This is a genomic window from Streptomyces sp. GbtcB6 (assembly GCF_019091475.1).
In the GTDB taxonomy this organism is placed as follows: Bacteria; Actinomycetota; Actinomycetes; order Streptomycetales; family Streptomycetaceae; genus Streptomyces; species Streptomyces hyaluromycini.
In genome coordinates, this window is record NZ_JAGXJL010000028.1 from 50,517 (window position 1) to 73,107 (window position 22,591).

18 protein-coding genes and 1 riboswitch are annotated in these 22,591 nt (G+C 72.1%); of the genes, 5 read left to right on the forward strand and 13 right to left on the reverse strand.

Translation table 11 applies throughout. From position 1 onward, the window contains the following. The 11 genes from KVT45_RS36175 to KVT45_RS57815 form a co-directional block, all read right to left on the reverse strand. Positions 1–1,125 carry an MsnO8 family LLM class oxidoreductase gene (locus tag KVT45_RS36175; RefSeq protein WP_217553402.1) on the reverse strand — a complete coding sequence of 375 codons (1,125 nt, stop codon included), beginning with the start codon at positions 1,123–1,125 and terminating at the stop codon, positions 1–3. After that, positions 1,118–2,200 carry an LLM class flavin-dependent oxidoreductase gene (locus KVT45_RS36180; RefSeq protein ID WP_217553403.1) on the reverse strand — a complete coding sequence of 361 codons (1,083 nt, stop codon included), beginning with the start codon at positions 2,198–2,200 and terminating at the stop codon, positions 1,118–1,120. Before KVT45_RS36180 ends, KVT45_RS36175 begins: the two co-directional genes overlap by 8 nt. Next, on the reverse strand, positions 2,197–3,570 hold the full coding sequence (locus tag KVT45_RS36185; protein ID WP_217553404.1) for an NtaA/DmoA family FMN-dependent monooxygenase: 1,374 nt from the start codon (positions 3,568–3,570) through the stop codon (positions 2,197–2,199). Before KVT45_RS36185 ends, KVT45_RS36180 begins: the two co-directional genes overlap by 4 nt. Before the next feature lie 21 nt (positions 3,571–3,591). Continuing rightward, positions 3,592–4,806 carry an LLM class flavin-dependent oxidoreductase gene (locus KVT45_RS36190; protein WP_217553405.1) on the reverse strand — a complete coding sequence of 405 codons (1,215 nt, stop codon included), beginning with the start codon at positions 4,804–4,806 and terminating at the stop codon, positions 3,592–3,594. A gap of 67 nt (positions 4,807–4,873) precedes the next feature. Continuing rightward, complete coding sequence (locus KVT45_RS58510) at positions 4,874–4,969, reverse strand: putative leader peptide (protein ID WP_350785419.1); 96 nt, start codon at positions 4,967–4,969, stop codon at positions 4,874–4,876. 43 nt (positions 4,970–5,012) lie between these two features. Next, positions 5,013–5,759, reverse strand: a complete 747-nt coding sequence (locus tag KVT45_RS36195) for a GNAT family N-acetyltransferase (protein WP_217553406.1) — start codon at positions 5,757–5,759, stop codon at positions 5,013–5,015. A gap of 47 nt (positions 5,760–5,806) precedes the next feature. Next, complete coding sequence (locus tag KVT45_RS36200; RefSeq protein ID WP_217553407.1) at positions 5,807–6,829, reverse strand: ABC transporter substrate-binding protein; 1,023 nt, start codon at positions 6,827–6,829, stop codon at positions 5,807–5,809. 68 nt (positions 6,830–6,897) lie between these two features. Further along, positions 6,898–7,686, reverse strand: a complete 789-nt coding sequence (locus KVT45_RS36205; protein ID WP_217553408.1) for an amino acid ABC transporter ATP-binding protein — start codon at positions 7,684–7,686, stop codon at positions 6,898–6,900. Next, positions 7,683–8,666: an amino acid ABC transporter permease gene (locus KVT45_RS36210; RefSeq protein ID WP_217553409.1), complete on the reverse strand. Its 984-nt coding sequence runs from the start codon at positions 8,664–8,666 to the stop codon at positions 7,683–7,685. Before KVT45_RS36210 ends, KVT45_RS36205 begins: the two co-directional genes overlap by 4 nt. Positions 8,667–9,058: 392 nt before the next feature. Then, a riboswitch (SAM riboswitch) is annotated at positions 9,059–9,182 on the reverse strand. Between the two features lie 77 nt (positions 9,183–9,259). Then, positions 9,260–10,132 (reverse strand): glutathione S-transferase C-terminal domain-containing protein, encoded by an 873-nt coding sequence (locus KVT45_RS36215; protein ID WP_217553410.1) that lies wholly within the window; start codon positions 10,130–10,132, stop codon positions 9,260–9,262. Positions 10,133–10,278: 146 nt separating this feature from the next. Continuing rightward, positions 10,279–10,410 (reverse strand): hypothetical protein, encoded by a 132-nt coding sequence (locus KVT45_RS57815; protein ID WP_302832609.1) that lies wholly within the window; start codon positions 10,408–10,410, stop codon positions 10,279–10,281. 161 nt (positions 10,411–10,571) lie between these two features. Between KVT45_RS57815 and KVT45_RS36220 the strand changes: the two genes are divergently transcribed. Next, positions 10,572–10,829: a hypothetical protein gene (locus tag KVT45_RS36220; protein ID WP_217553411.1), complete on the forward strand. Its 258-nt coding sequence runs from the start codon at positions 10,572–10,574 to the stop codon at positions 10,827–10,829. 90 nt (positions 10,830–10,919) lie between these two features. After that, a complete protein-coding gene (locus tag KVT45_RS36225) occupies positions 10,920–11,732 on the forward strand; it encodes a hypothetical protein (RefSeq protein ID WP_217553412.1) in 813 nt (270 codons plus the stop codon). 15 nt (positions 11,733–11,747) lie between these two features. Here the strand turns inward: KVT45_RS36225 and KVT45_RS36230 are convergent, their stop codons facing one another. Then, complete coding sequence (locus KVT45_RS36230) at positions 11,748–12,086, reverse strand: DUF2218 domain-containing protein (protein WP_217553413.1); 339 nt, start codon at positions 12,084–12,086, stop codon at positions 11,748–11,750. A 274-nt stretch (positions 12,087–12,360) separates the two neighbouring features. Here KVT45_RS36230 and KVT45_RS36235 point away from each other — a divergent pair, with 274 nt between their 5' ends. Genes KVT45_RS36235 through KVT45_RS36245 form a run of 3 tightly spaced genes read left to right on the forward strand, consistent with a single transcriptional unit; the run spans position 12,361 to position 21,139 of the window. After that, positions 12,361–16,113 carry a hypothetical protein gene (locus KVT45_RS36235; protein ID WP_217553414.1) on the forward strand — a complete coding sequence of 1,251 codons (3,753 nt, stop codon included), beginning with the start codon at positions 12,361–12,363 and terminating at the stop codon, positions 16,111–16,113. Further along, the gene (locus KVT45_RS36240) at positions 16,110–20,276 is read left to right on the forward strand and encodes a hypothetical protein (protein WP_217553415.1); all 4,167 of its coding nucleotides are present in this window, start codon (positions 16,110–16,112) and stop codon (positions 20,274–20,276) included. The genes KVT45_RS36235 and KVT45_RS36240 overlap by 4 nt, the downstream gene beginning before the upstream one ends. Before the next feature lie 8 nt (positions 20,277–20,284). Next, positions 20,285–21,139, forward strand: coding sequence for a S1 family peptidase (locus KVT45_RS36245; protein ID WP_217553416.1), 855 nt, complete (start codon positions 20,285–20,287; stop codon positions 21,137–21,139). 20 nt (positions 21,140–21,159) lie between these two features. Here the strand turns inward: KVT45_RS36245 and KVT45_RS36250 are convergent, their stop codons facing one another. Then, entirely contained in the window at positions 21,160–22,527 is a 1,368-nt protein-coding gene (locus KVT45_RS36250) for an MFS transporter (protein WP_217553417.1), read from the reverse strand. Positions 22,528–22,591 lie beyond the last annotated feature (64 nt).

The window sequence follows — 22,591 nt, forward strand, 5'->3', positions numbered from 1 at the left end:
TCAGCGCCGACGCCATTCCGCCGCGAGGAGTTCGTACGAGCGGACCCGGTCGGCCTGGTCGTGGGTGATCGTCGTGATGAGCAACTCGTCGGCTCCGGTGGCCTCCTGGAGCTGTTCCAGACGGTCGGCGACATGCTGCGGGCTGCCCACGAACTGGGTGTCGAGGCGGTCCTGGACCAGCTCCCGGTCCTCGTCCGTCCAGACGTGCGCCCGCGCCTCCGCGGGGGTGGGGAAGGGGATGGCCCCCTCGGCGGTACGGATGCTGCGGACCCAGGCGCCGTAGCCGGTGGCGAGTTCACGGGCGGCGGCGTCGTCCTCGGCGACCACGACGTCGGCCGAGACGCTGACGTACGGCTTGTCGAGGACGTCCGAGGGCTGGAAGTACGCGCGGTAGCCGTCCACCGCCTCCAGGACCGTGCCCGGGCTGACGTGGTAGTTGGCGGCGAAGCGCAGGCCCCGCTCGCCCGCGACCTGGGCGCTCTCGCCTCCGCTGCTGCCCAGGATCCACACCTCGACCTCGGCGCCCTCGCCGGGGACGACGTGGGCCTCGACGCCGTCCTCGGTGCGGTAGGTCCCGGCGAGCAGCGCGAGGATGTCGTCGATCTGTTCGGCGTAGTCCTGGGACTCGGCGTTCGGCAGCAGGAGCAGCTTGCGGTGGAGCGCGACCCGCGGGGAGCCGAGGAGGCGGGCGAAGGAGAAGCGGGGCGGGATGACCAAGCCATTGGGTGCCCGGCCGTCGACCACCGGGGTCGTCGTCGGGCTCTCCGTCTTCTCCGCGGGCGGGCGGCCGCCGGAGCGGCCCAGGCCCAGGTCGAGGCGGCCCGGGTAGAGGGCGTCGAGGAGGCCGAACTCCTCGACCGTGGACAGCGCGGTGCGGTGTCCGAGCTGTACTGCGCCGGAGCCGAGCCGGATCGTGGAGGTCGCGGCGGCGGTCAGTGCCAGGACCACCGCGGGGGAGGTGCCGGCCACCCCCGGGTTGAGGTGGTGCTCGGCGAACCAGTAGCGGGCGTAGCCGAACTCCTCGGTGAGCTGCGCGAGTTCGACGGAGTTGCGCAGGGCGTCGGCGGCGGTGGCACCGCTCGGGACCGGCACCAGGTCGAGGACGCCGAGCGGGATGTCAGACATGTGCGGGCTCCTCGGCGGCCGGGTGTACGGGTGCCCACGGGAACGGCGGGTCGGGGATGTCCTTGCGCAGGACCGGGGCCACCGCCGACTGGAACAGCTCCAGCGAGTCGCGGTGCTGAGCATCCGTCAGCCCGCTGGCGTCGGCGTGCAGATGCAGGACCGTGTGCCCCAACTGCTCGTGGTAGCGGTGCACTTTCTCGATGACCTGCTGCGGGCTGCCGATCAGCGCCGAGCTGCGCTCGGCGAAGTCCTCCAGGGTCTCGAAGACGACCGGCAGTCCCGCCCGGCGGAAGAAGGCCAGGTTCGCCTCGAACACCGGGCGGTAGGCGGCCAGCGCCTCCTGGGTGGTGGGCGCCACCAGGAGGCCCGCGGTACCCGCGCCGACCGCGATGTCCGCCGGGTCGTGGCCGTAGTGCTCCCAGCGTTCCCGGTAGTAGCGGACCAACTCGGCGTACGGCTCGACGGGGTTGGTGACGTTCGCGGAGAACAGCGGGTCGCCGTAGCGGGCCGCGAGGTCGACGGACTCCTTGCTGGTGGCGCTGCCGTGCCAGACGCGGACCGGCCGCTGGTAGGGGCGCGGCCAGACCTCGGCGTCGGTCAGCTCCGGCCGGAACCGGGTCCTGGCCGTCACCTTGTCCTGCCGCCACAGCTGCCGGAACACCTCGTAGCTCTCGGCGTTGCGGTCCCACTGGTCCTCGGGCGTGACATGGAACAGCTCGCGCTGGGCGGAGCCGTTCCCCTTGCCGATGATCAGGTCGAGGCGGCCCTCGGAGAGGTGGTCGAGGGTCGCGTAGTCCTCGTACGCCCGGACGGGGTCCAGCAGGCTCAGCGTGGTCACCGCGGTGAAGAGCCGGATGCGCCGGGTGAGCGCGGCGACATGGCTGAGCACCACGGTGGGCGAGGAGGAGATGAACGGGCGCTCGTGCCGCTCCCCCACCCCGAAGCCGTCGAAGCCCAGGTCCTCGGCGAGCACGGCGTTGTCGAGGACCTCGCGGAACCGCTCGTGGGTGGACTTCTGTCTCCCCGTGACCGGATCCGGCCGGTGCACGATCAGGGTGATCGCCAGGAACTTCACGACGCCACCCGCTCGCTCCGCTTCTCGTCCGGGTGGGCGAGGCCCAGGTGGTCGCGCAGGGTGGTGCCCTCGTACTCGGTGCGGAAGACGCCCTGCTCCTGGAGGAGCGGGACGACCGTGTCGGCGAAGGCGTCGAGGCCGCCGGGGGTGATGTGCGGGACCAGGATGAAGCCGTCGGAGACGTCGGCCTGCACGAAGTCGTTGATGGTGCGGGCGACGGTGGCCGGGGAGCCGACGAAGGTCTGCCGGTTGCCGGTGTTGATCACGAGGTCGCGGATGGACCACTTGTTGGCCTCGGCGAGCTCTCGCCACTCGCGGGCGATGGCGATCGGGTCGCGGTACATCCTGACCTGGGCGCGGCCCCGGGAGATGTGCTCCTCGCCGACCAGCGGGTCGACGTCGGGCAGCGGTCCCTCCGGGTCGTACGACGACAGGTCCCGGTTCCAGACGAACTCCAGGTGCTTGAGGGCGGTCGCCCCGCTGACCTGCTGGCGGCGCACCTGGTGGGCGATCTCCTGGGCCTCCGCGTCGGTGTCGCCGAGGACGAAGCTGGCGGCCGGCAGGATCAGCAGTTCGTCGGGGCGGCGGCCGTACTTGGCGAGGCGGGACTTCACGTCGGTGTAGAAGGCCTGGCCGGCGTCGAGGGTGGCGTACCGGCTGAAGATCGCGTCGGCACCGGAGGCGGCGAACTCGCGGCCCTCGTCGGACTCGCCGGCCTGGAAGATCACCGGGCGGCCCTGCGGGGAGCGCGGCACGTTGAACTGGCCGTGGATGTCGAACTGGGCGCCCTTGTGCACGAAGGAGCCGGCCCTGGCGTCGCTCAGGAAGGCGCCGGTGGCCTGGTCGGCGAGGATCTCGTCGCCGTGCCAGGAGTCGAAGAGCTCGTTCGCGGTGGCGAGGAACTCCTTGGCGCGGGAGTAGCGCTCGTCCTGCGGCAGGAAGCCGCCGCGCCGGAAGTTCTCGCCGGTGAAGGCGTCCCAGGAGGTGACCACGTTCCATGCGGCCCGGCCGCCGGAGAGGTGGTCGAGGCTGGCGAACTGGCGGGCCACCTCGTAGGGCTCGTTGAAGGTGGAGTTGATGGTGCCGGTCAGGCCGAGGTGCTCGGTGACGGCGGCCAGCGCGGCCAGGACGGTGAAGGTGTCGGGGCGGCCGACGACGTCCAGGTCGTATATTTTCCCGCCCTGTTCGCGCAGCCTGAGGCCCTCGGCGAGGAACAGGAAGTCGAACCTGGCGCGTTCGGCGGTCTTCGCGAAGTGGGCGAAGGAGCTGAACTCGATGTGGCTGCCGGCGGCCGGGTCGCTCCACACGGTGGTGTTGTTGACGCCGGGGAAGTGCGCGGCCAGGTGGATCTGCTTCAGGGGCTTGCTCATGTCGGGTGCGGTCCTTCCGGCTCAGGCGGTCGCGGCGGCGTAGCGGTTGGCGGGGCGGGCGAGCCCGAGCAGGCCGCGCAGGGTGTCCGCCTCGTAGGCGGTGCGGAAGCGGCCGCGGCGCTGGAGTTCGGGGACCAGGTCCCCGGTGATGCGCGGCAGGTCGTGGCCGAGTACGGCGGGCCGCAGCCGGAAGCCGGAGAGACCCTCGGCGGCGAACTCCTCAAGGAGGTCGGCGAGTTCGGCTGCCGACCCGGTGAAGATCCGCGTGTCGCTCGTGTACGCGCCGCCGTCGAGGGCGTCGAGGCGCGCCTTGCGGGCGGCGGCCGTGGCCTGGTCGTCGTCGAGGAAGACCACGAGGTCGCCGAAGACGTGCACGGTGTCGCCGGCCCGTCCGGCGGCCTCCTGCTCGGCGCGGATCTCGGCGACGATCGCGCGGGCGTCGGCGCTGTCCTGCGGGGTGACGTAGCCGACGTCGGCCTGGCGGGCGATCAGCCGGTAGGGGACGGTCTGGTGGCCGAGGGCGGTGACGAGCGGCTGGCCCTGCGGCGGGCGCGGGGTGATGGAGGGGCCCATGACGCTGAAGTGCCGGCCCTCGAAGTCGATGTAGTGCAGCTTGTCGCGGTCGATGAAGCGGCCGGTGGCGGCGTCCCGGATCTCGGCGTCGTCCTCCCAGCTGTCCCAGAGCCGGCGCACGGCCTCGACGTGGTCGGCGGCCTCGTCGAAGTGCTCGGTGAGCCGCTCCTGCCCGGCCGGGGACTGCAGTTCCGCCAGGTCGATCGGCGGGAAGGCGCGCCGGCCGAAGTGGTCCGCCTCGTGCGGGCGGGCGGATATCTGCACGCGCAGCCCGGCGCGGCCGGTGCTGACGTAGTCCAGGGTGGCGATCGCCTTGGAGATGTGGAACGGCTCGGTGTGGGTGGTGATCACCGTCGGCACGAGGCCGATGTGGCTGGACAGGGGCGCGATCCGGGACGCGATCAGGACGGCGTCGAGGCGGCCGCGGACCTGGTCGGTGCGGCCGTCGAGTTCGCCGTAGTGCGAGGACTGCAGGCCGAGGCCGTCCTCGATGGTGACGAAGTCGATGAGACCGCGCTCGGCCTCGGCGACCAGGTCGGCCCAGTAGCCGGCGGTGAACAGCTCACGGGGGCGGGCGACCGGCTCGCGCCAGGAGGCGGGGTGCCAGCCGGTGCCGTCCAGGGCGACGGCGAGGTGCAGGTGGGAAGCGGGAGATGAGGACACAGGGGTGCCTTCCTGAGGGGTCCGTGCGAGAGCGCGCCGAAGAGAAGGGCGCGGCGGGGACAACAGGTCAGGAACAACAGAGCGCGCCGGCCACGCGCTGGAGGTCGATGTGCGGCCGGGAGTGCAGGACGGTACGGCGGCTGGGACTGAGGACACGTGTCACGTCCCGCACCTCCCGGTCTGCTCCGCGTACATCTCGTCGTGAGTCACAACAGACCGGTTTCCGTGGTTGTTCCCGGGCTGCGCACCAGCAGGGTGCGGGTGCGCAGCCGCTCGGTGAAGCCGATCGACTCGTACAGCCGGATCGCGTTCGCGTTGCCCGGGGCCGCGTGCAGGAACGGGGTGTCGCCGCGCTCCCGGATACCGGCGGCGACCGCGCGGACCAGCCGGGTGGCCAGGCCCCGGCCCTGGTGTTCCGGGTCGGTGCAGACGGCGCTGATCTCCGTCCAGCCGGGGAGCCGCAGCCGCTCCCCCGCCATGGCGATCAGCCGGCCGCGGTGCCGGATGCCGAGGTAGGTGCCCATCTCGACGGTCCGGGTGCGGAACGGGCCGGGCTCGGTGCGGGCGACCAGGTCCAGGATCTCGGGCACGTCGTCCGGCCCGAGCCGTACCGCCTCGGGGGCGGCCTCGGCCCGGAGTGCCGTGTCCACGAACTGGACGCCCGTCCCGCCGCCGACCACCTCCCAGCCGGGCGGCGCCTCCTCGACCGGCTTGATCTTCACGGTCGTTCCCGGGCCGACGAGCGTGCGCAGGTCGGCCCAGGCTGCCGGGTCGGTGGGGTCGGCGAGGGCGGCGTAGGCGTAGACGTCGTCGGGGTAGCGGGCCGCCCGGCCGACCCGCTCCGCGAGGTGGGCGTGCGGGCCGGCGAGGGCCGACCAGACGGCGTTGTCGAGCGGGGACGTGCGTGGAGCGAGAGGGGCTCCGCCTCCGCGAAGGCCGGTCCGGAGAGTCACGGAGGCGAAGTCCTTTCTCAACCGACAGGTTTGCTCTTTGACAGGGATCAGGAGTTGTCGAGGGGCAGTCCGGGCGGGTTGACCTCGGACTTGGCGACGGCCTCGTTGGAGAGGTTGTAGGCCTTGAGCCACTCGGCGTACTGACCGTTCTTGATCAGGTAGTTGATGGCGTCGGCGAGCGGCTTGGCGAGGCCGCTGTCCTTCTTGGCGGTGGCCGCGATCAGGCCCTGGAGGCTGGCGCCCGCGCCGGAGTAGGTGCCCGCGGTGCGGGTGGCGTTGGGCGTGTTCGCGGTCTGCTTGTTGTGGTACGCGATGCCGGGGTTGGGGCCGAGGTAGGCGTCGATCTTGCCGCTGGACAGGGCCAGGTAGACGCTGTTGCTGTCCTGGAAGTACTTGACGGTGAGCTTCTTGCCCTCGCTCTCCAGCTTCTTCTTCCACTCCAGGAGGATCTTCTCCTGGTTGGTGCCGGCGCTCACGGAGACGGTCTTGCCGGCGAGGTTCTCGTAGTTGCCGTCGAAGTTCCAGGTGCTCTTCTTCGGCACGGTGAAGGCGAGGTTGTCCTGCCGGTAGGAGGCGAACTCGTACTTCTTCTTGCGTTCCTCGGTGTCGGTGACGTTGGAGAAGGCCACGTCGACCTTGCCGCTGTCGATGCCGACGAACATGTTCTCCCAGGTGGCGTTGTCGATCTCGGGCTTGAGGCCGAAGACCGCGGCGACCAGCCGGCCGAGGTCGGGCTCGGAACCGGTGAGGGTCTTCTGGTCGCTGCCCACGAAGGCCAGCGGCGGGAACCCGGCGGGCAGGGCGCCCTCGCCGATGACGAGCTTGCCGCTCTTCTTGACGGAGTCGGGCAGTTCGGCGCTGATGGACTTGACCTCGGAGACCTTGATCGAGGTCTGGGTGGCGGCGCCGTTGGAGACCTGTCCGACGACGACCTCGCCGGTCTTGGCGTCGGTGGTGGTGGCCGCGTCGCTGTCGCCACCGCAGGCGGCGAGCCCGGTGGCGAGGGAGGCGACGACGGTCGCCGCGGAGATGCCTCTGATCAGGCTGCGTCGGGTGAGGTGGGTGGGCATGGCCGTTCCTTGTCGCTGAGAGGGTGTGCGGAGATGAGGCGTGGGGGGAAGTCTGGGAGTACGGCGGTTCAGAGGACCTTGCTGAGGAAGTCCCTGGTCCGTTCGTGCTGCGGCTTGTCGAGGACCTCGGAGGGCGGGCCCTGCTCGACGATCCGGCCGCCGTCGATGAAGACGACCCGGTCGGCGATCTCGCGGGCGAAGCCGATCTCGTGGGTGACGATGACGAGGGTGGTGCCGCTGGTCGCCAGGTCCTTGATGACCGCGAGGACCTCACCGACGAGTTCGGGGTCCAGGGCGGAGGTGGGCTCGTCGAAGAGGATCACGCCGGGGCGCAGGGCCAGGGCGCGGGCGATGGCCACACGCTGCTGCTGGCCGCCGGAGAGCTGCCGGGGGTAGGCGCCGACGCGCTCGCCGAGGCCGACCCGCTCCAGGAGTTCCTTGGCCAGGGCCTGGGCCTGGGGCTTGCCGAGCTTTCCGGTGGCGACCGGGGCGGCGGCCACGTTGTCCAGCACGGTCAGGTGCGGGAAGAGGTTGAAGTTCTGGAAGACGAAGCCGATCCGGCTGCGCTGGGCCAGGATGGCGCGCTCGCTGAGCTCCTTCAGCCGCTCGCCCTGCCGCTTCACACCGATCGGCTCGCCGTTGACGCTGACATGGCCGATCTCGGGCTTCTCCAGGTGGTTGATGACCCGCAGCAGGGTGGACTTGCCGGAGCCGGACGGGCCGAGGATGACGGTGACCTCGCCGGGGCGGATGGTCAGGTCGATGCCGTCGAGGACGCGGTGGGCGCCGTACCACTTGTGGACGCCGGATATCTCCAGGGCGACGGGGGCCGTCTCCAGGGTGTCGGTGATGGTCATACCGCGGCCTCCCGGCGGATGCGGGCGCGCAGGTCGGTGAGGCCGGTGCGCAGTTTCTGCAGGGGGGTCGGCGGCAGCGTGCGGGTGGCGCCGCGGGCGTAGTACCGCTCCACGTAGAACTGGACGACGGAGACGACGCTGGTCAGGATCAGGTACCAGACGGTCACCACCAGGAGCAGCGGCACGATGTCCCCTGGGTAGGTGGAGCCCATGCTCTGCGCGGAGCCGAAGAGGTCGAGCAGCGAGACGTAGAAGACCAGCGAGGTGCTCTTGATCAGGCCGATCAGCTGGTTGACGTAGTTCGGGGTGATCGACCTGAGCGCCTGCGGGAACACGATCTTCCGGAACTGGTAGCCCTTGGGCAGGCCGAGTGCGGCGGCCGCCTCGTGCTGGCCCTGGTCCACGGAGAGGATGCCGCCGCGGACCACCTCGGCCGCGTAGGCGGCCTCGTTGAGGCTGAGGCCGATGACGGCGACGACCATGTCGGTGGCGAGCTTCGACTCGTCGAAGGAGAAGAAGGCGGGTCCGAAGGGGACTCCGACGCTCAACGTCTTGTACAGGGCGCTGAAGTTGTAGAGGAACAGCAGGACCACGATGAGCGGGATGGAACGCAGCGCCCACACGTAGGTCCAGCTGACCGCGCGCAGCACCGGGCTCTTCGAGAGCCGGGCCAGGGCGAGCACGATGCCGCCGAGGAGGCCCAGCACCGCACTGTAGGCGGTGACTTCGAGGGTGATGACCAGACCGTCGAGAATCGTCGGCCGCAGGAACCAGTAGCCGAAGCGGTCCCACTGGTAGAAGGGGTTGGTCACCAGTCCGTGCACGAACTGGACGGCCAGGACCAGGACGACGGCGGTGGCGATCCACCGTCCCGGCCTGCGCAGCGGCAGAACGCGCTGTGCGGCGAGGGGTTTTGACGGTTCGTCGGCAGCGGGGGGTGCCTCGGAGGCGGCGATCGTGGCGCCTGGGGGTTCACTCATGGCGGGCTCCGGCGGAGTCGGACACCCACGTGTCCCGCGGCGGGGGCCGCGCACCCTGCCGTGTTCGGGCACGGCAGGGTGCGCGGAGGCGCGCGGGGCACGGGGCTGGGCGGACGGCAACACACCGGGCAGCCGGTGTTCTGACGGGAACGCTGGGGTGCGGAGCTGCGGGCAGCCGGCGGAAGAAAGGCCTGGTCAGACCCGACAGCGGGCACAGCCCGGTGCGGTACACGCGCTACACAGGGCGCTGTTGACACGGAGCAGGTCGACGGCGCGGTCGGCGACGAGCGGGCTCGGGTACGGGCGTACGCAGCCCACGGCGCGGCTCTGGGCCGTCCTGGAAGCTGCGTACATGTCCGTCACCTGTTCACTGTCGTGCCGGCCCCCTGGGGGCCTCGCGCTTACCGAATCGTCGCTTGCCGAAACGTCGTCGGTCCGGTCGTCACCTGGGGCACCCCACCGCGATGCGAGGGTTGCCGGTCAGCAAGCCAGGGCTTGACGCTGACGCTCTTGACCGTTCTGGTCCGTAAGTAACGCAGTTGCCCGAACGAATGTCAACGCCTGTCCGACTGGCGAAACGGTTCGGGCCGCTCTCACCTGCGTGGAACGCCGGGAGCGTCCGCCGCGTGACCCGCCCAGTCCAGGATCTGGACGGCCGCGCCGGCGGCCTCCAGGCCCTGGCAACGGCCGTGGTGGCGGCGGGCGATGCCGTCGAGGTCGAGGTGAGCGCCGAAGGCCGGGTGGGCGGCCAGCCGCCGGGCGTAGGCCCACAGCACCGGGTGGCCGGCGATGGCGTGCACGGCGGCGGCGTCCAGGTGGTTGCGGTGCACGGTGTCGAGTTGCACCAGGGTCACCCACAACTCGATGTCCGCGGCCGTGAGTTGACCGCCGATCAGGAACTCCACGCCGGTCAGCCGGCGCTCCAGCCCGTCCAGGGCGGCGAGCAGCACCGCCAGCGCCTCGGGGTCGCCGCCCTCGCGGCCGGCCCGCTGTGCGGCCTGCTCGATGTCCTCGGCGCACAGCCGCTCGACGGCCTCGATCTCGGCCTCGGCACCGCACGGGTAGAGCCGGACGACGCCGTCGCCGAAGTGCCGGTCCAGATCGCGCAGGATGTCCCGGCTGTGGGTGCTGACGATACGGCCGGACCAGTCGTCGCTGAACACCGGCGCGAGCGCCGGTCCCGAGTAGCGGTGAGCGCTGGCCTCGTACAGCGGGCGCAGCGCCGGATGGCTGCCGTCGGGACAGTCCGGGACCGCGGGCAGGAAGGTGACCGGACAACAGTCGTCCAGGGCCAGCAGGCTGTGGCCGACGGCGATGCGCAGGCCGTCCGGACAGGCGGTGGAGAGGTGGAGCCGGTAGCGGCGCGGCACGGCGTAGTGGCCGCTGCGCGCGTCCCGGCCGATGCGGCCCCGGAAGGCGGGGGCGGTACGGACGGCGGGCAGGGCGGCGAGTGGAGCGATGGACATGCGTCTCCCCGGGGGCGGGCGGGCGCGCGGACGTACGCGCGGCGGAAGCGTTCGTCGGTGGGTTCAGTGGGTTCTGAGTGGTTTCGGGTGCGTCCTGGTGAGCCCTGGCGGGTGGACGCTCGGCCCGTACGGCCGGGATCGGGCGCTCAGCCTCTGCGGCCGGTGGCGCCGCACATCCGTAGCAGGTCGATGTGGCGGCGGGAGGTGAGCAGGGGGCCGACCGAGGGCGCGGGGCTCTCGCGGCGGTGTCTGCCGGTGAGCGTGCGCAGGCGACCCATCTTTCCCTACCTTTTCACTAGGATTCCCATCTGGAGTGTCGATCGGCCTCCGCCCGGCGTCAAGGGGGCGTCCACGCCTGGGACACCCGGCCCCGACTTGCCGCCTGGCGGGAGGGGCGGTGCGCTGGGTGACGGAGGCCTAGCGACAGGAGCCGGAACCGATGACCGAGCCCCCGGGTCCCGGGCCCGTGCCCGGCGCCGTGCCCGAGACCTTCGCGTTCCACTGCGGGTGGTGCGGCCACGGCTGGGAGGCCACCTTCCAGGCGGTGTTCTTCACCGACCCGATCGCCGACCCCGACCTGCAGAGCACCCTGGAGTACGTCGACGAGGCCGGCCGGGCCGTGCCGTCGCCGCTCACGGACGCGGTGTGCCCGCGCTGCGGCAGCCGGCGGGTACGGATCGCGGCGGCCGGATCATGACGCTCACCCGAATGGCACGTGCGAGTGGTCGGCCCTCACGGGCGGTGGTGGCGTGGAGGGACGTACCGCGTTCCCGAGGAGGCAGTCGCGATGAACCGTCCGTCCCGACCCGCGCGTGTTCTCGCCACGGCCCTGACGGCGGGGACCCTGTTCGCCACGGCGGCGGCCTGTTCGGGCGACGGCGGCTCCCCCGAGGCCGCGGCCGTCTCCCCCGCCGCCGAGCGCCCCGCCTCCCCGTCGGCGACCCCCGCCCTCACCGGAGCGGGCGCGCAGGCGGCGCTGATCACGCCGGCCGACATCGAGGACGACTGGCAGCTGGCCAACGACGCCGCCACCTGGCGCAACCAGATGCTGGTCGGCAAGGTCGACGTCGCCGACTTCCTCAGGGCCAAGGCCGATGCCGCCGACTGCCAGCGGCTGCTGGACAGCCTCTACTCCGACACGCTGCTGGGCCGCGCCACCGGCGCCTCCGGACTGCGCGGCTTCACCTCGGACAACTCCCGGCTGCTGTACCAGGTCGGGGACTACGGCCAGGCCGGGATGGACGCCACCATCGACTGGCTGAAGGGCCTCCCGGAGAAGTGCAACCAGTTCACGGCCACCGGTTCGGACGGCAGCCAACGGACCGTGCAGGTCGTCGAGTACAAGGAACCGCCCAAGGTGGCCGACGCGCTGGCGGCGCTCACGGTCACCGTCCAGGGCACCTCGAACGGGCAGCCCGCCACGACCACTCTGGACGTCGCGGCGCTGCGCGTCGGCGCCTCCGGGGCGGCGGTCACCAACGGCGGCCTGTCCGGCGTCGACCACGACAGCACCGCCCTGGCCGTCCAGAACGGCGCCCAGCGCCTCAAGGACGTGCTGTCCGGCAAGACCCCGGCACCGCTGCCGAGCCAGTTCGACTAGGCAGTTCCGGCCCGCTCAGTGGGGCATCGGGTCCCCGGGGTTGCTCTGGGTGGTGCCCGGCTCCCCGTTGTCGCGGTGCCATGCGACGACGAGTTCGTCACGGGTGCCGAAGCGGACCAGGTGCCGGCCGACCACACTCTCCAGGAGTTCGAGGTTCTCGGGGTCCGTCTCCACGGTGAGCAGCAGGGCGCCCTCGGCCGCGGTGAGGGTGCCGGTGCCGTTCTGGAAGACGATGCCGCCGGTACCGGTCTCTTCGTCCCAGCTGGTCTGTGAGCGGCGGGAGAGATGCGAGGCCAGCTGCTTGGCGTAGCGGGCGGGGCGGTCGGTGGGGACGCGGGCTTCGGAGCGGGCCATCTGGGACTCCCGGTGCTGCTGCGGGGGCGGGCATACGGTGACGGGCTCACGCTACGTCCGGGCGGGGGGTGCGGCGCCGTACCGGGCACCGCAAGCTTTGCCTTCCGATCGCGTCACCTGACGCCGTCAAGACCCACGAACACCATTCACTCATCCGGGTGCACATCGTCACACGATCACCCCTACGGGTGAATTTGCACATTGATCTACATGTCGGACCGAGGCTACGGTCATCGCCCGGGGCGGACTCTCTTCACCTGGGCAGGAGCGGCTGGTGACCTCAACGAATCCCACTCCAGCACCCATCAGGCTGTTACGTACGGACGATCTGCTGGATCTGGGATTCAGCTTCCCGGGGTTGCGCCTCGACGCCTCCCCGTTCGGCAGGCGAACACTCCAGCGGGCCGATCCGGCGGTCGAGGGCCGGCTGGTGGTCGACTTCGGCCCGCAGCACCTCACCGAGCAGGCGTTCTTCGAGGCCGCCCCCGGACTGCCGGCCGAGGGCGAACCGGGAGCGGGCGAACCCCACCCCACGCCGCCCGTGCTCGCACGGATCGCCGGCCGCAGCGTCCTGGTCTTCGCCGTCGGCGCACAGGACCGGATCGACTACTCCGCCACCGGGCTGCTGACCGCGATGCGCACCCTGCCGTTGCGCGTGGTCGACGCCGCGGTGGCACCGGCCGCGCCCGCCGCCACCGCGCGGCTCGCCGAGGCACTGGCGGGCCGGGGCGCCGAGCACGTCCTGCGGGCGGTCCGCGCGCTGGCCGAACTCACCGCGCGGTACGGCGAGGAGACCGCGCTGACCGCGGTGGCCGGCCCCGTCGGCGCGCCGCACCCCGCCCCGCTGCGGCCGGCGCACTCCGGCCCGCCACAGCCTCCGCACGCCGCCCCAGCGCCACCGCCGGGCCCGCAGAACCCCTTCGCCGACCCCGCCGACCCGCGCACCGGCATCGAACTGCCGTACCGCCTGCTGCTGTCACCCACCCAGGACGCGCGCTGGACGCACACCACCGCGCTCGGCCCGCCGCAGCCGCAGGAGCGCATCGCCCTCTGGCACACCCGGCTGCGGCAGGAGACGGCGCGGGTCGTGTGGACCCGGGACCCCGACTTCGTACCGGGCCGGATCAGCCTGCCCCCGGCCGGCCAGTACGAGTTCCGCATGGCGCTGGACTCCCGCGACCGCCACCAACTGGTCCACCTCACCTCGGACTTCGCGCTCACCGGCGACCGCCCGCCCGAGCCGGTGGACGTCCGGGGCCTGACCCTGTCCGGGCTCGGCGGCGGCCTGGACTCGCTCGGGCGCTGGCCGAAACCGCCCACCGGGCTGGACGTCACCCAGTGGCGGCACCGCGCGGCGCTCGGCCGGGACCACTATGTGCGGGTCATGTACGCCGGACGGCTGTGCCCCTTCGGGCACCGGGCCGAGCTGGTCAAGGTCACCGAGCGCAAGTTCGACCCCGGCCGCCCGGACCACGGCGCCTATCTCTGCCAGCGGATGTACGTCGTCGTACGCGAGCCGGTCATCGGCTACGACCGGGAGGTGCTCGGCCCCGGCAACCCGCCCCGGGACCGGCTGCACCTGCTATTCCCCTTCACCAGCGTGCAGTTGCTCACCCAGGTGACCCCGGATCTCGCCGAGCCCGTCAACCTGGACGGCATCCTGCCCGGCGAGCACGCCTTCTTCCCGGTCGCGAGCGGCAAGGACCCGGCGCGTCCCGAGGACGCCTTCCGGTTCGCCGTCAGCGCCGTGGACCGGGACGGCAGGCTGGTCGAGTTCCAGATCCCCCTGCTGTTCCTGGGGAAGACGGCACACGAGTCCCCGGACGCCGTGACCACCGTCGCCGACCACTACAACCGGCAGGACACCGGCCCCACCTCGGGCCCGCCGGACGGGACCACGACCGTCGGACGCGTGACCGCGGCCCTGCGCGGCCAGTCGGTGGCGATGGCACCGAGCACCACACCGGGCGACACCGCGCTCGAACTCGCCGAGGCCGTCTGGGGCATGGAGACCACCGGCGAACTGCTGGCCGGGGACAGCGAGGCGGCTCCCCGTTTCGTCCCCCGGCTGCGCTGGGCGCGCGCGGTGCTGCCGCAGGTGAGGTCGCTGAGCGGCTTCAGGTCCGCGCTGCCCCTGCGCTACCCGGTCCCCTACGCGAAGCACGCGTTCGAGGACGGCAACCGCGGCGAGCTGTTCGCGGAACTCGTCCTCTACACCGCGCCCATGTCCTTCCACCGCTCAGCCGACCAGTCCGGGGCGCTGGTGACGCCGAGTTTCGACGTGGCCGGCGTCTCCCGGCTGACCGGACCGGTCGCCGCGCCGCAACTGCCCCGCGCGGCGGGCGCCGACGCGTCGGACGTCCTGGAGCACGACTGGTCCGCGATCGCGGAGGGCCGCTTCGAGCCGACGGCGTTCTTCGGCCAACTGCTCGGCACCAACGCCAGGTTGTTCGGAGTCATCCCGCTGGTGAAACTGCTGGAGGCGACCGGCCTGGACAACCTCCAGGCGCCCAACTTCTTCTCCGAGACGGTCGACGCCGTCACCGGGTTCCTGGGAGACCTGCGCCGGGTGCGCGGGCTCACCGCCGCGCTGGAACGGCAGTTCCCTGACATCGCCGATCTGGTGATCAGGACGACCGACGCGGCGGCGATCTTCGCCGACACGCTGGTGGAGTTCGTCGTCGGCGCGCTCAAGGGCGACGACCAGGCACCGGGACTGGAGGACGTGGAGAACGCGTTCCACGTCTTCTCGTCGGCGCTGACCGACCTCCGCGCCGCGCTGCCTGCCGCCACGGACCCCGGCGTCCGCGCCGTCCTGGAACGGGTCCAGCAGCAGGTGGCGACCTGGGACGACACGGTCGGCGGCGCCCTGGCCCTCAAGGACGCGGTCCAGCCCGCCGCCCGGGGCGCCAAGCTGGCCGAGGTGGTGAACGCCCGGATGGAATGGGCGCCCGACCTCAAGGACTGGCCGGACCCCCCGCACACCCTGTTCCGGCTGTCCGACGGGCGGGCCGCCGGACACCTCACCCTCGTGGTGGACCGGCGCGGCGCGCTGAGCGAGGGCGTCCCGCAGGGCGCCGACGTGACCTGCACGCTGTCCGACTTCGATCTGCTCCTGGTGCCGGGTGTGCTCCAGGGCCTGGAACTCCACTTCGAGCTGATCCGTTTCACCATGCGGATCGGCAAGAAGCCGGACATCGAGGTGAAGTTCGGGCACGTCCGGTTCGTCAACGAGCTGTCCTTCGTGGAGACCCTGCGGCAGCTGATCCCGCTGGACGGCTTCAGCGATCCGCCGGCCGTCGAGGTGACCGCCTCGGGCATCACGGCGAACTACTCGATGCCGCTGCCGAACCTGGCCGTCGGCGTGTTCAGCCTGGAGAACATCGCGCTCAGCGCCTCCCTCCAGGTGCCGTTCCTCGGCAGCGCCCTGGAGGTCGGCTTCGCCTTCTGCCGCCGGGAGGCGCCGTTCCGGCTGACCGTGTCCATGCTGGGCGGCGGCGGGTACTTCGGCATCGTGCTCTCCGCCCAGGAGATCACGGTGCTGGAGGCGGCCCTGGAGTTCGGCGCCGCGGTGTCCATGAACTTCGGGGTGGCCAGCGGAAGCCTCTCGGTGATGGCCGGGGTGTACTTCCGGCTGGACACCGCGAAGGGCGTGAAACTGGTCGGCTATCTGCGGGCCCGCGGCGAGGTCGACGTGCTCGGCCTGGTCTCCGCCTCGATCGAGCTGTATCTGGAGCTCGGCTACAGCGACGGCTACGCGATCGGCCGGGCCACCCTGTCGATCAGCATCGAGATCGGGTTCTTCTCCGAGTCGGTGGAGATCACCTGCGAGAAGCGGTTCGCCGGCTCGGGCACGGCTCCCGCGCCCCTGGCCGCGGCGTCGGGGCACAGAGCGGCCACCGATCCCCCGCCGGTCGTCCCGCCCTCGTTCGCCGACCTGATGTCCGTCTACCCCGACCCGGTGACCGGAGCGGAGCGGGACCCCGTGTCCGAGTACTGCACCGCCTTCGCGGAGGTGACCCCGTGACCGCTCAACGCGCCCTGCGCTGGACCGTGCTCCCCGACGGCATCACCGGCCAGGACCCGGCCGGGCACGACGTCCTGCGGGTCTCCGTCCTGGTCACCCCGCTGCTCACCGGATCCGCACGGCTCGGTGACTACGAGGGGATGCCCGACTGGCCGACGGCACTGCACGGCCTCCTCGGCCACCTGTCCCTCGACTTCTACGGCAGTCCGGGCGGCCCGGTGATCGCCACGGCCGGCTCCGTCACCCCCGCCGACCGGTTCCCGCCCGCGGACAGCGGGGCCTGGACCGCGCTGTTCCGCGACAGCACACCGGTACGGCCGCCGGGGCAGAAGACCGCCACGGCCGCCGGGCCGGTCCAGCGGACCCTCCGCTCCTATCCGGCGGCCGCGGTGCACACCGAGGTCACCGGCCTGTACCGGGAGGTCGCGGTCGCCACCACCGCCCAGCGCCTGCGCCTGGAGGCCGCCGCACAGGAGCTGAGCGAGTGCGGCCCGCCGGACCCGGACCTCGACCAGGGCTGGAAGTTCCCCGCACCCGGCGCGGTCCTGGACCTGATCGGACCTGGGGTGAAGGACTTCGCGCCCGACCCCGGCGAGGCCTACCGCACCCTCGACACCCTGCTCGGCACCGGGAGCGCCGAGGCGGCCGCCGACCCGTCGCCGTACACCCCGCGCGTCATGCGGCGCACCGGCAACCCGGACTACGAGGCGCGGGCCAGGACCTTCGCGTTCGCCGAGGCCCACCGCTTCTTCGACCGCACGCCGGCCTCGGCGGCGCGGACGGCCGCTCCGCAACCCGAACCGGAGCCGCACCGCGTCGACTTCCACGAGGCGTGCACCCTGCTCGCCGACTACCCCGAGCTGCAGCGCAGGTTCGGACTGGTCGTCGACCTGGTCTTCACCGCACCGCCCGGACTGGCCGACGAGGGCGCGGTCCAGGTCTCCTTCGCCGGTCACCCCGACCAGGACCGGCTGCACGCCCCCGGACTACGCCCGGCGACCAGGCTGCGCTACCGGGCGGGGAGCCGGTTCGATCCCCTGTCCGCCGACGAGGGCGTCCTGCGCGGCCGGATGCTCGACCTCGGCTCCGACGCCTTCCGGGTCACCGACCTCGACGTGGACGGCGCGGCACTCAAGCACGTCGACTACGCCCGGGCGGTCGACGCCCTGGACCAGGGCCCGCTCGACGACACGGCCCCGGCCCGCAAACAGCTGGGCACCGGCACCCCGGCGGCGCGCGGCAGCGGGCTCACCGTGCTGTGCGCCGACGGCGACCACCGGCTGGCGGCCCGGATCGGCGCCGACGGCGAGCGCACCGCGGGCGCCGCCGACCCCGTCCTGCACGCCGAGGACCTGGTGCGCGGCTACCGGGTGGACGTCGGTGTCGCCGACGCGACCGGAGAGGTGCACAGCTGGCACTCCCTGTGCCGGCGCCAGGGCACCTACACCGTCCGCCGCCCCGGTGAGGCGCCCGTGCCGCTCACCGTGCGCCCCGACGAGGGCCAGGTGAAGACCAGCGCGGTGACCAGGCAGTCGCCCGGGGCCGACGAACTCTACGGTCACCAGGCGCTGTTCGGCTGGGAGGGCTGGAGCCTGGTCGCCGCGCGCCCGGGCAGGACCATCGGCCTCCGGAACCAGCCGGAGGCGGTGGCGCCCGAGGTCTCCCCGGACGTACCGCTGGAGACCCGGTTCACCGCCCAGCCCGGCAGCCTGCCCGCGCTGCGCTACGGCCGGACCTACCGGCTGCGGGCGCGCGCCGTCGACCTGGCCGGCAACGGCCTCGACCACACCGCCGAGATCCCCGAGGAGCTCGCCTCCCCGGCGGTCACCTACCGGCGCTGGGAGCCGGTGCCGCAGCCGGTGGTCGTACCGTCGAAGCCCTTCAACGAAGGTGAGTCGGCGGAGCAGCTGGTCATCAGGAGCACCGTCGAGGACGACGGCACGGAGATCTCCGCGCTGTCGTACAGCGTGCGGCGCTCGGACGTCCCGGACCATGGCACCGACACCGGCATCGACCACCTGGACCGCAGTTACGGCTACCGCGACGAGCGGCACATCGCGCCGCCCAAGTGCGCGCTGCGGATGGCCGAGGAACACGGCTGCTACGACCCGGCGTTCGGCCCGGACGTCACCGAGGAGGTGCGCCGGCGCTACTTCGCCTCCGCCGCCCGGGAGTCCGGGTCGTTCCTGGACACCGTGGTCAGCGACCCCGAGGACCCCGACTCCAGCACCGACCTGCTGCGGTTCGGCGAGATCCGGGTGGCCAAGCACAGCGTCCGGGACACCGAGCCGCTCACCGAGTTGCCGCTGGCCCACCGGGGCGCGGGCCTGAAGACCGGCGAGTTCGTGATCCACGACCGCGATCAGCTGCTGCTGCCCTATCTGCCGGACCCGCTCGCCCGCGGTGTCTGTCTGCGCGGTCTGCCGGGCACCACCGGCGACTACTTCTTCCCGTTCACCGGCCCCTGGCCGCAGGCCAGGCCGTTCGTGCTGCGCATCGAGGAGGGCGACGACGAGCCGCGGCCCGAGGACAACCCGCTGTGGCGCCGGCTGACCGTGTACCTCACCAAGGGCGAGACCGCCCGCGTCTACCTCAGCTGCTACCTCGACCCCGCCGACCTGCCGCTGCTCAACCAGTGGACCCTGCTGACCCGTTCCGAGTACTGGGCGGGGCTCCGCCAGCCCGACCGGGACCTGGTCGCGCGGCTCAGCGCGGCGGGCGAGAACTGGCTGCTCACCCCGTGGGTGCGGCTGGACCTGGTGCACGCGGTGGAGAAGCCGCTGCGGCCGCCGGAGCTGGACCGCCCGCGCGTCGACCGGGGTCCGGAAGAGACGTCCGCGCTGCTGGAGAGCACCCTGCTGGTGCATGTGGAGAGCACCGCCACCGTGGCCGTGGAGGGCACCTGGAGCGAGTGGGTCGACGACGTCACCCAGGCGGGCCCGCAGCGCTTCACCCACCTCGCCCACCTGGAGGACACCACGATCCCGGCGGACGCCGACTTCGGATACGCCTCCGTCTCCCACGAGTTCGGCGACACCCGGCACCGGAACCTCACCTACACGCCGACCGCGACGACCCGGTTCCGCGAGTACTTCCACCCGACCATCACCGACGACCCGAAACTCGTCACCCGGACCGGCCCGGGCGTCGCGGTGCCCGTGCCCAGCTCACGGCGCCCCGAGCCGCCCGACGTCAGCCACCTGGTGCCCACGTTCCGCTGGTCCACCGCGGTCGACCGGGACACCCGTACGATGACCCGGACCCGGCACCTCGCGGGCCTGCGGCTCTACCTGAACCGCCCGTGGTACTCCTCCGGCGACGACGAACTCCTCGCCGTACTCCTGGATCCGGCCGGCGTGCTGCCCGACGAGTACGCCACCCGCTGGGGCATCGACCCGGTGTGGGCGGACACCACGCCCCTCCCACCGCCCTCGACCGCCACCTTCCCGAACCCCACCGCCACGGCCACCGGCCTGCCGCTCGCCGAATCCACCGGCGCCACCCCGCCGACCGTGTCCGTCGCCGCGTACACGCCGCTGTACGACACCGACCGCCGCCTCTGGTACGTCGACATCGACGTGGACCTGGCCGCGGCCGCGGCCACCGCCTACTTCCCGTTCCTGCGGCCGGTCGTCGCCCGCTACCAGCCCTTCGCCCTGCCGGGTCTCGAGCTGTCGAAGGCGGTGGTCGCCGAGTTCGGCCAGCTGCCGCCGCCCCGGACCGTCACCGCCACCACGGTCGACAACCGTGCGCGGCTGCGCCTGTCCGGCCCGACCACCTGGAACGACGTCGGCCGGCGGATCGGCACGGGGCCGGCCGCCGTGGCCGGGAGCCGACGGGTCCGGGCCACCCTGCAGAGGCTGACCGCCGGCGACGAGCTCGACTGGGCGCCGGTGGGCGACCCGGTCGAGCTCACCTGCCGGGCCGACGGCGCCGGCTTCGCTTGGTCGGTCGACTTCCCCGACCGGCCCACCGAACTGCTCGTCCGCTACCGGTTCCTGGTCGAGGAACACGAGCTCCACCAGTGCGACCCGGACACCGCGACCGAGACCGTGACCGTGGGCGGCACGCCCGTCCCGGTGGCCCGTCGGCTGGTGCACGCCGACTATGTGCCCGCCAGGCGCGGTCTGCTCGGCGGCATCGTCATCGACATCGAGCTGTGAGGCGGCCCATGCGCACGCGGACAGTCACCGGTTACGCCGTCGCCCTTGCCGCCGTGGGCTGTCTCAGCCTGGTGCCGTCGGCGCTCGACACCCCACGCCCGCTGGCCGATCCGGCGCCGTACGGCCGGGCCAATGACGTGCAACCGCACTTCGGCGGCGCCGCCCTCTCCGTCTTCCCGACCGCGCAGGAGAGCGACTACCACTGCACCTCCGGATTCGCCGTGCAGTTCAACGCCGACCCCAGGAAGAAGGGCATGGTGACCGCCGGGCACTGCTTCAAGAAGGACATCGATCTCGGCTCCGGCCACGATCGGTCCGGCGGCGACATCGACTTCGGCACGGTCACGGTCGTGAAATTCGACGCGGGTGTTCCCGACGGACGACACGACATGGAGCTGATCACCGGTGTGCGCGGGCAGTCCGGACCGCAGACGTACGCGGCCACGATCTGGGTCGATCCCCAGGTCCCGAGCGCGGTCCGGGTGGTCGGCAAGGGCTCCGTCGCGCAGGGCGACATGGTCTGCTACAGCGGGATGGTCACCAAGGCGAACTGCGGATTCGAGGTCCGGACCCCGGATCACGGCACGTTGTGCAGCACGGATCCGGGGCACACCGACGACTGCACGACCGGCCTCGCCGCCGCCACCAAGCCTGTCTCGTCCGGCCCCCTGGAGGGTGACTCCGGCTCGCCGGTGTACCGGCTCGACGACAAGGGCAACGCCGTCCTTCTCGGCATGCTCGTCGGCGGAGGTCCCACCGAGGAACAGCCCCGGCACAAGGACGCGGTGATGTACTTCCACACGCTCCGCCAGATCGAGTCGGCCGACGGCCTCGGCGTCACCGCGCTCACGCAGAAGCCGTAGCCGCGTCACCTCGGGGAACGTCAGCCGCTCACCGGTCCACGGGCCGTCCGCGCCGCCTTCGCGAGGTCCAGGTCCGTGGTCTCCGGGGCCAGGAACTGGGAGACCAGACCGCCGAGCGCGAGCACCCCGGCTCCGACGAGCAGGACGAACTCCACTCCGAACCGGTCGAGGCCCATCGGCAGCAGGAAGGTGCCGACGGCCGCGCCGACCCTGCTCATCGCGGTGGCGAAGCCGACGCCGGTGGCGCGCAGCGAGGTGGGGAACACCTCCAGCGGGTAGACCGCGGTGAGCGCGCTGGAGGCCGCGTTGAGGAAGATGAAGAAGAGGAAACCGCCCACGATGACGGGTGTCGAGTGCGGCCACACCGCGACCAGGGCCAGACAGGCCGCGGTGATCCAGAACGGCGGGATCAGCAGCCTGCGGCGGCCGATGCGGTCCACGACCAGGCAGCCGGCCGTGACCCCGGCGACCGCGGTGAACGAGTAGACGAGCAGCGCCGCGACCGCGTTGTCACCCATGTGGAGGGCGTCGAAGACCTGCGTCCAGAACGTGCCGATGGCGAAGTACGGCAGCACCAGGGCCGCCCAGAAGACGCTCGCGAACACCGTGCTGCGCAGGTGGTCCTTGCTGAACAGCGCCCAGAACCCGGCCTGTCCGGTCGCGCCCCGCTCGTCGAGTTCCGCGTCGACGTCGATCTCGATGCCGTACCTCTCGATCAGCGCCTCGGCCTCCTCCCGGCGCCCCTTGCTCAGCAGCCAGCGGGCCGACTCCGGGATGCCGCCGCGCAACGACACGCACACCACGGCGATGACCGCGCTGCTGGCCAGGGACCAGCGCCAGCCGCCGTCGACGTCCGCGAACAGGGCGCCGACGACCGTGGCGAGCGCGTAGCCGACGTACCAGCTGATCTCCAGGCTGGCCAGCAGCCGGCCGCGTCCCTGTCTGGGGGCGTACTCGGAGAGCAGCGGGGCGCCGATGGCGTACTCGCCGCCGATCGCCACGCCCATCAGCAGCCGGATGAGGAAGAGTTGCAGCCCGTCGGTGACGAAGAACTGGAGCGCCGAGCCGACCAGGAAGATCAGCATGTCGGCGAGGAACACCGGGCGGCGGCCGAAGCGGTCGGCGAGGCGGCCGAAGAGCGGGCCGCCGACGAAGATGCCGATCAGCGGGGAGGCCCCGACCAGGCCCTCCATGAGGGTGGAGAGGTGCAGATCGGCGGTGAGGGCGGTCATCGCCATGCCGATGCCGCCGATGATGTAGCCGTCGATGCCCTCGCCTATCTGGGTGGCGAGTTTCAGCTTCGTGTGCAGGCGGCGGCGTTCGCGGGCGCGGTCGGCGGGCACTTCCGGGGTGCCGGGCGGTTGCTGGGTCGCAGGCGTCATTGCCATGAGCGGTCCTTGGGGTGAGCGGGTGCGGGGACGGGGACGGGCAAGGGTTCAGAGGTTGTTGAGG

What these genes read in the sequence shown, in the direction of transcription:
- KVT45_RS36210 (WP_217553409.1), bottom strand. Translation starts at nt 8,666, where the DNA reads ATGAGTGAACCCCCAGGCGCCACGATCGCCGCCTCCGAGGCACCCCCC.
- KVT45_RS36175 (WP_217553402.1), bottom strand. Translation starts at nt 1,125, where the DNA reads ATGTCTGACATCCCGCTCGGCGTCCTCGACCTGGTGCCGGTCCCGAGC.
- KVT45_RS36220 (WP_217553411.1), top strand. Translation starts at nt 10,572, where the DNA reads ATGACCGAGCCCCCGGGTCCCGGGCCCGTGCCCGGCGCCGTGCCCGAG.
- KVT45_RS57815 (WP_302832609.1), bottom strand. Translation starts at nt 10,410, where the DNA reads ATGGGTCGCCTGCGCACGCTCACCGGCAGACACCGCCGCGAGAGCCCC.
- KVT45_RS36250 (WP_217553417.1), bottom strand. Translation starts at nt 22,527, where the DNA reads ATGGCAATGACGCCTGCGACCCAGCAACCGCCCGGCACCCCGGAAGTG.
- KVT45_RS36230 (WP_217553413.1), bottom strand. Translation starts at nt 12,086, where the DNA reads ATGGCCCGCTCCGAAGCCCGCGTCCCCACCGACCGCCCCGCCCGCTAC.
- KVT45_RS36205 (WP_217553408.1), bottom strand. Translation starts at nt 7,686, where the DNA reads ATGACCATCACCGACACCCTGGAGACGGCCCCCGTCGCCCTGGAGATA.
- KVT45_RS36215 (WP_217553410.1), bottom strand. Translation starts at nt 10,132, where the DNA reads ATGTCCATCGCTCCACTCGCCGCCCTGCCCGCCGTCCGTACCGCCCCC.
- KVT45_RS36185 (WP_217553404.1), bottom strand. Translation starts at nt 3,570, where the DNA reads ATGAGCAAGCCCCTGAAGCAGATCCACCTGGCCGCGCACTTCCCCGGC.
- KVT45_RS36200 (WP_217553407.1), bottom strand. Translation starts at nt 6,829, where the DNA reads ATGCCCACCCACCTCACCCGACGCAGCCTGATCAGAGGCATCTCCGCG.
- KVT45_RS36245 (WP_217553416.1), top strand. Translation starts at nt 20,285, where the DNA reads ATGCGCACGCGGACAGTCACCGGTTACGCCGTCGCCCTTGCCGCCGTG.
- KVT45_RS36225 (WP_217553412.1), top strand. Translation starts at nt 10,920, where the DNA reads ATGAACCGTCCGTCCCGACCCGCGCGTGTTCTCGCCACGGCCCTGACG.